The sequence below is a fragment of the Sphingomonas populi genome (assembly GCF_004208535.1).
Lineage (GTDB): Bacteria > Pseudomonadota > Alphaproteobacteria > Sphingomonadales > Sphingomonadaceae > Sphingomonas > Sphingomonas populi.
Map to the genome: position 1 here is coordinate 1 of NZ_SGIS01000092.1, position 5,351 is coordinate 5,351.

Genomic DNA, 5,351 nt, shown 5'->3' on the forward strand with positions numbered 1-5,351 from the left:
ATGCCTGGGCCCGGTGCCGATCGTGAGCCCGTAACTTCATCTTATCGGGGGGCAGCCACCCGACTAGGCCTTCGAACATCGCCACCGCATTTCGTGGCCACCGCTCCCGCGATTACGTCATGTTCGTGCATTGGGGCGCGAGCCGTCTATCCGCCTCGGCGGTCGCGAACGCCGCGATCTGGTGGGTTGCAGACGGTCGGCTTTTGGGCTTCGATATCAGCCTGAGTGACGTAAACCGAGGAGCGAGCTTTGCTGACGGACTTCTTTTTAGGCCCTGCTGACGATGGTGTCGCTCTCTCCACGGACATGGCTCGCACGCCCAACCACCGCACGAACAATGTTGATAACTCAGTTCTTGCCGCGTTGTGGAAAGCTGTAGATCAAAACGCGGATGCTTCGCGCCTAGCTGGAGAAGAGTTTTTAGTCGCGATGGGATCGCCCGAGGGGCCTTGGGTCTTTGCGATACCTGATGAGCTTGTCATTCGTTTAGATGAACTAACCGAGGACAGCTTTTCTGAAGCAGCGGATCGGTGGGCGCGATCGGAGGAACTTTCGTATCACCGTGTCTCCGGGCTGGACTTGATTGAACCCCTGAAGACCATGAAGACGCTGGCGAGCGATGCCCGATCGGCAGAACAACAGCTCTTTTTGAGGATGGCAATGTAGCCGCCTACTGCCCGTGAGACGGATTTTGAAGTCCGCTTCTGGGCGACTGCTGCCGAGCCGTTTCCCCGCCCGATAGTTGCCGGTCGACTTCAGGCAGAGCGACCGCATTTTCGCGGTCGGAAGGCGGAAAATTGGTGGTGAACTGCCATACGCTTCAGCCTTGCCCAGCAACGTCCACGTACTAGGGATCGGTTCGGGTTGAGGGCGAAATGACACACTAAGCGGAACGATAATGTCGTGAGAGGCTTCGGGCGGGGCGCTTGAGCGGGCTAGCGGATCGCAGTACACGGGACGGCATGATTGCATTGATGATTATGGTGCTGGCAAGTCAGCCATTGTTGACGGCGAGCGAAGCGCCGAACACAGCGCGTCTGCTGGGTGAGCTTTTCCAACTCTCTGACGAATATCGTCAATGCCTCATCCTCGATAAATCTCGGCCGCTGGAGCTGCGCGACACTTACTTCGCTGAGGGGGGTAGGTCGGCAGAGAATTTGGATCTGATGCTGTCAGACAGACAGGATCGTTTGCTCAAACGACTGATTAAGCGAGGTAAGAGCAAAGAGATAATAGAAGCGATTGAACGCGTAGAATATATTCAGGTTAACGACGAAAAATGCCGTGATTTTGATCCCTATTACGGCCCAGCCTTAACTAAGCTGGAAGAGCTTGAGCGAAGTGCTGGTGCGGAGCCGGATGGTGTCCAGGTCCGATCTCGGCCGCAACATTGGCGCCGTTAAATGGCGGCTTTTGGGGCGGGCGCCGTCATCAGATCGCGAAGGGGTCGAGAAGGGCGAAAAGTGGTGGAAGCCGCCGTTCCGTTCGGGCGACACACGGGTGACAAATTCGAACAATATTGCGGCGTTCTTGTTGAATTCGGGATGCTGTATATCGGTATTTCGCAAAAAATACCGTGATAAAAGACATCAGGGTGATCAGAAAAGCGTATGCATCTGAATTTTCAAAATACTGGGATGCTGTTGTTGTGCCTTCGAACGGCATGCTGCTCTGATGCCCATAAAGCAGGTTACGATAATGACCGATACGCATACATTGTCCACGATCACTGCAACATGAGCGTATCACAGTCTAATATTGGTGTGCTCAGCCAGTATGGCTTTCAAGGATGGATAATACGAGATGCGTACTCGAAAGACGTATACAAGCTCGAATTTGATGAAGCGGCAATAGGTGACTTGGACAAAGTTTGTCCTAAGGATACCTATGAAATGATAAGTGACACCGGAATGTACAGTCATTGTCGTAGGAAAGTTCGCGCTGAAATCAAACTCATTAAAAGGATCGGTGTTGGTGCAACTACATGCGTTGCATCGGGTAGGTACGCCGTGATTTCGTTGAAGGGGGAGTAGAAAATAGGCGGCTGCCGGCAGGCCGATTTGATCCGACGCCGATCGCCAGCGGCAACCGGGAAAACTGGTGGAAAGAGGACGTTAGTAGCCCGCCTGCCAAGGTTCATTTTCCAGTGCAGCAAGATCACCGCTTGCGAGGCTCTCCATCAGGGCAACGAGCTTGTTCCGTGACTGGCCACGCATGTTTCGCGGCTCGCCATTCCCCTCGACATGCTCATAGGTCACATAGCCGTCGCGATAGCAACTGAGGCCCCATTCGCTCTCGTGTATCACTGATACCGAAGTGTGCTCTTCATCATTTAGACGCTCCTCAAGCTCGTCGAGGAGCCGGGCGAAAATCGAAAGCGGCGGATCGTTCTCGCACGCTCCGGAGCGGTGATAGACAAAGAAGCTCATTTGCCCACGGTAACGGCAAGCGGAATGTCTGGAAATGGGCGGGAGCCGGCATTCGATCGCGACGGGGTCGAGAAGGGTGAAAAGTGGTGGACAGCGGACGATGCTAAGTCCGTCGTCTCTCATCACGAGTTTGGCCTACCCCGAAAACGAGGGCCGCTCCGCCAAAAATTGTGATGATAGCGAAAAAAACAATAATATAAGGTGCCGATCCGGAAGGCACGTAGAGGTGAATCGGCCGGAAAAGGCTGAACAGGTAGAGGGCTGCTAAGCACCCAGCCGATATACGAACTGTAAGATCAGAAATCAGGTTAAGCCTACCAACAGCTAAGAGCAGGAAGATAACCGGAACGCCACAATCCGCAAAGATATCAGCCATCACGAGACTCCCAAGCCATTCGAATGGCTAGCATTGGTCATGAACATCCACAACTGGGGCGGCAGCAGTCGTCATGTTACCGTAGATGGCGGGGTTTGCGTTGGCGTTCCCAGCAAGCTGCACCCGCGATCACGAACCATAGCAACGCAAAAATGACGCCTCGCTTCGAGGCTGACGGATCGAAAAACCAAAACGCGAGACCAAAGCTACCGATGATGCACGGCAACCAAACTTTCGCTGCATACCTGTCGGTGATGATCGTCCGCATTTAACCAGTTTACCGAAAAACAGGAACGGCGACAATTGGGCGGCTCCCGCCGGGCTGCTTTCCGTCTCGCTACCTGCCAGTCGGCTTCCGGCGCGTCACATGGAAAGCACGCTTGACGTAAAGCATGCTTTCCATGTAAAGCTTCCTTCACTTATTCGAAAGGAACCTTTACGTGAGAAGTGTCGCTGCCCGCCGCTACAATCGCTCCGTCCTGTGGCTGAGCGGCGCCTATGTCGTTCTGCTGCTCGGCATCTCGATCCTCTTCAAGCGCAACCTGTTGGGTGGCCCTATCGCCTATCCCGCCGCGTTGCTGCCGGCTTTGCCCATCATCGGCATATTCGCCGCGATCGGCCGCTTCATTGCCGAGGAGACCGATGAATATCAGCGGATGCTGCTCATCCGGCAGACGCTGGTGGCAACCGGCTTTGCCCTGACGGTCGCCACCGTCTGGGGCTTTCTGGAGAGCTTCGACCTCATCGGCCATGCAGATGGCTATTACGTCGCGGTGCTCTGGTTCGGTGGTCTCGGGCTCGGTTCTTGCGTGAACCGCTGGTGGGAGCGCCGCGCATGAACAACTGCCTCAAGGTGCTGCGCGCCGAGCGCAGCTGGAGCCAGGGTGACCTGGCCGACCGGCTGGAGGTCTCCCGCCAGAGCGTCAACGCGATCGAGACCGGCCGCTACGACCCCTCGCTCCCGCTCGCCTTCCGCATTGCCGAACTGTTCGAGCGACCCATCGAAGCCATTTTCGTCAGTCCAACCAAGGAGACACTATGATGATCAGCCACCTGCCCTTGCGCTTGCTCGCCGCCGCGATCACGCCCCTGTTGGTTCTGCACACCCAAGCCGCGCACTGTGCGCCTGCTGCGGCCGCGGTGTCGGCCGAGACCCGGCTCGACCACATTTCGGTGGCCGTCACCGGCAAGGGCTCGCCCGTCATCCTCATCCCCGGCCTGTCGTCGCCGCGCGCGACGTGGGACGAGGTGGTGCCCGCGCTCGCTAAGTCGCACCGCGTCTATCTCGTCCAGATCAACGGCTTCGGCGGTGATGCGCCGGGGGGCAACCTCAAGCCCGGCATCCTCGACGGCGTGGTCAGCGACCTGTCGGGCTACATCGCCACCAACAAGCTCGGCCAGCCGGCGATCGTGGGCCATTCGCTCGGCGGGCTCGTCGGGCTGATGTTTGCAAAGGCCCATCCCGATCAGCTCAGCCGGTTGATGGTTGTCGATTCGCTGCCCTTCTACGGCATGCTGTTCGGCCCGACCGCGACGGTCGCGATGATCGAACCGCGCGGGCGCGCAATGCGCGACCAGATGATCGCCCAATATGGCAAGCCCGCCGATACCTCCGGCACCGAGGCGGTCGCCAACGGGCTCGCGCTAAAGCCCGGCTCGCGGACCAAAGTGAAGGCGTGGATGGCAGCGGCCGACCCGCGCGTCAGTGGCGCCGCGATGTATGAGGACCTCACCACCGACCTGCGCCCCGTTATGCCGAGCATCACCACGCCGATTACCCTGGTCTATCCGTGGGATGTGACCAACCGGCCCGAGGCGATGGTTGGAGCGCTGTACAAGTCGGCTTATGGCACCGCTCCGCACGTCACCTACGTGGCCGTGGGCGACTCCGCGCATTTCGTGATGCTTGACCAGCCAGCACTGTTCCAGCAGGCGTTGGAAACGTTTCTGACCCACTGACCCACTGACCCACTGACCCACTGAGCCACTGAGCCACTGAGCCACTGAGCCGGCGCCCATGCGACCCAGGGCGCCGGCTACCGGTGAAGAAGCCATACGAGCCGGACGCTTTTGAGGAACCGACGACACCTAAGCGGGGCGAGGCCATACGTCCGCAAATGGGACGTCTGCCGACGGGTCGCTTTGACCGGACGCCGATCGCCAGCGGTGACGGGGAAAATTGGTGGCAAGCGGACCTACAGCAACCACGCTGCAACGAGCATGGCGACAACACCAACGCTTGCGGCAACGACGATGAACCAATAGCCGAGCGGCTCCGTCTTTCTGCCAAGGCCTTCCCCTGCGGCTGCTTCGCCCCTGAACAGCATAGTTACGACACCAATCGCGAGGATAGTTGCGAAAACGAGAGCGTTGTTGCGTGTCATTGCCGGAACCTATGTCGGCGCTCGCTACGTCGGCAAGTGATGACGTGGACGGCTCTCCACCCCTTCCGCAGGATGATCTGCGGATGAGTCGGAAGGAGAGCCACGATGGGGAACGTAACGACGATTGGTTTGGATCTCGCGAAGAACGTGTTTCAGGTGCAC

General features: G+C 58.0%; 9 protein-coding genes. 5 read left to right on the forward strand and 4 right to left on the reverse strand.

Going from position 1 to position 5,351, the window contains the following annotated elements; genetic code table 11:
• The first annotated feature begins 249 nt into the window (after positions 1–249).
• Both EWE75_RS23620 and EWE75_RS23625 read left to right on the forward strand, forming a co-directional pair.
• Positions 250–666, forward strand: coding sequence for a hypothetical protein (locus EWE75_RS23620; RefSeq protein WP_130160498.1), 417 nt, complete (start codon positions 250–252; stop codon positions 664–666).
• Positions 667–962: 296 nt separating this feature from the next.
• Complete coding sequence (locus EWE75_RS23625) at positions 963–1,403, forward strand: hypothetical protein (RefSeq protein WP_130160499.1); 441 nt, start codon at positions 963–965, stop codon at positions 1,401–1,403.
• Between the two features lie 28 nt (positions 1,404–1,431).
• Here the strand turns inward: EWE75_RS23625 and EWE75_RS23630 are convergent, their stop codons facing one another.
• From EWE75_RS23630 to EWE75_RS23640, 3 genes are all read right to left on the reverse strand, one after another.
• Positions 1,432–1,713, reverse strand: coding sequence for a hypothetical protein (locus tag EWE75_RS23630; protein WP_130160500.1), 282 nt, complete (start codon positions 1,711–1,713; stop codon positions 1,432–1,434).
• Between the two features lie 401 nt (positions 1,714–2,114).
• The gene (locus EWE75_RS23635; protein WP_130160501.1) at positions 2,115–2,429 is read right to left on the reverse strand and encodes a hypothetical protein; all 315 of its coding nucleotides are present in this window, start codon (positions 2,427–2,429) and stop codon (positions 2,115–2,117) included.
• A 103-nt stretch (positions 2,430–2,532) separates the two neighbouring features.
• Positions 2,533–2,805: a hypothetical protein gene (locus EWE75_RS23640; protein WP_130160502.1), complete on the reverse strand. Its 273-nt coding sequence runs from the start codon at positions 2,803–2,805 to the stop codon at positions 2,533–2,535.
• A 440-nt stretch (positions 2,806–3,245) separates the two neighbouring features.
• Here EWE75_RS23640 and EWE75_RS23645 point away from each other — a divergent pair, with 440 nt between their 5' ends.
• Genes EWE75_RS23645 through EWE75_RS23655 form a run of 3 tightly spaced genes read left to right on the forward strand, consistent with a single transcriptional unit; the run spans position 3,246 to position 4,764 of the window.
• On the forward strand, positions 3,246–3,644 hold the full coding sequence (locus tag EWE75_RS23645) for a hypothetical protein (RefSeq protein WP_130160503.1): 399 nt from the start codon (positions 3,246–3,248) through the stop codon (positions 3,642–3,644).
• Positions 3,641–3,847 carry a helix-turn-helix transcriptional regulator gene (locus EWE75_RS23650; RefSeq protein ID WP_130160504.1) on the forward strand — a complete coding sequence of 69 codons (207 nt, stop codon included), beginning with the start codon at positions 3,641–3,643 and terminating at the stop codon, positions 3,845–3,847. The genes EWE75_RS23645 and EWE75_RS23650 overlap by 4 nt, the downstream gene beginning before the upstream one ends.
• On the forward strand, positions 3,844–4,764 hold the full coding sequence (locus tag EWE75_RS23655; protein WP_231708544.1) for an alpha/beta fold hydrolase: 921 nt from the start codon (positions 3,844–3,846) through the stop codon (positions 4,762–4,764). The genes EWE75_RS23650 and EWE75_RS23655 overlap by 4 nt, the downstream gene beginning before the upstream one ends.
• 236 nt (positions 4,765–5,000) lie before the next feature.
• Here the strand turns inward: EWE75_RS23655 and EWE75_RS23660 are convergent, their stop codons facing one another.
• Positions 5,001–5,189: a hypothetical protein gene (locus EWE75_RS23660; RefSeq protein WP_130160505.1), complete on the reverse strand. Its 189-nt coding sequence runs from the start codon at positions 5,187–5,189 to the stop codon at positions 5,001–5,003.
• Between the last annotated feature and the right edge of the window lie 162 nt (positions 5,190–5,351).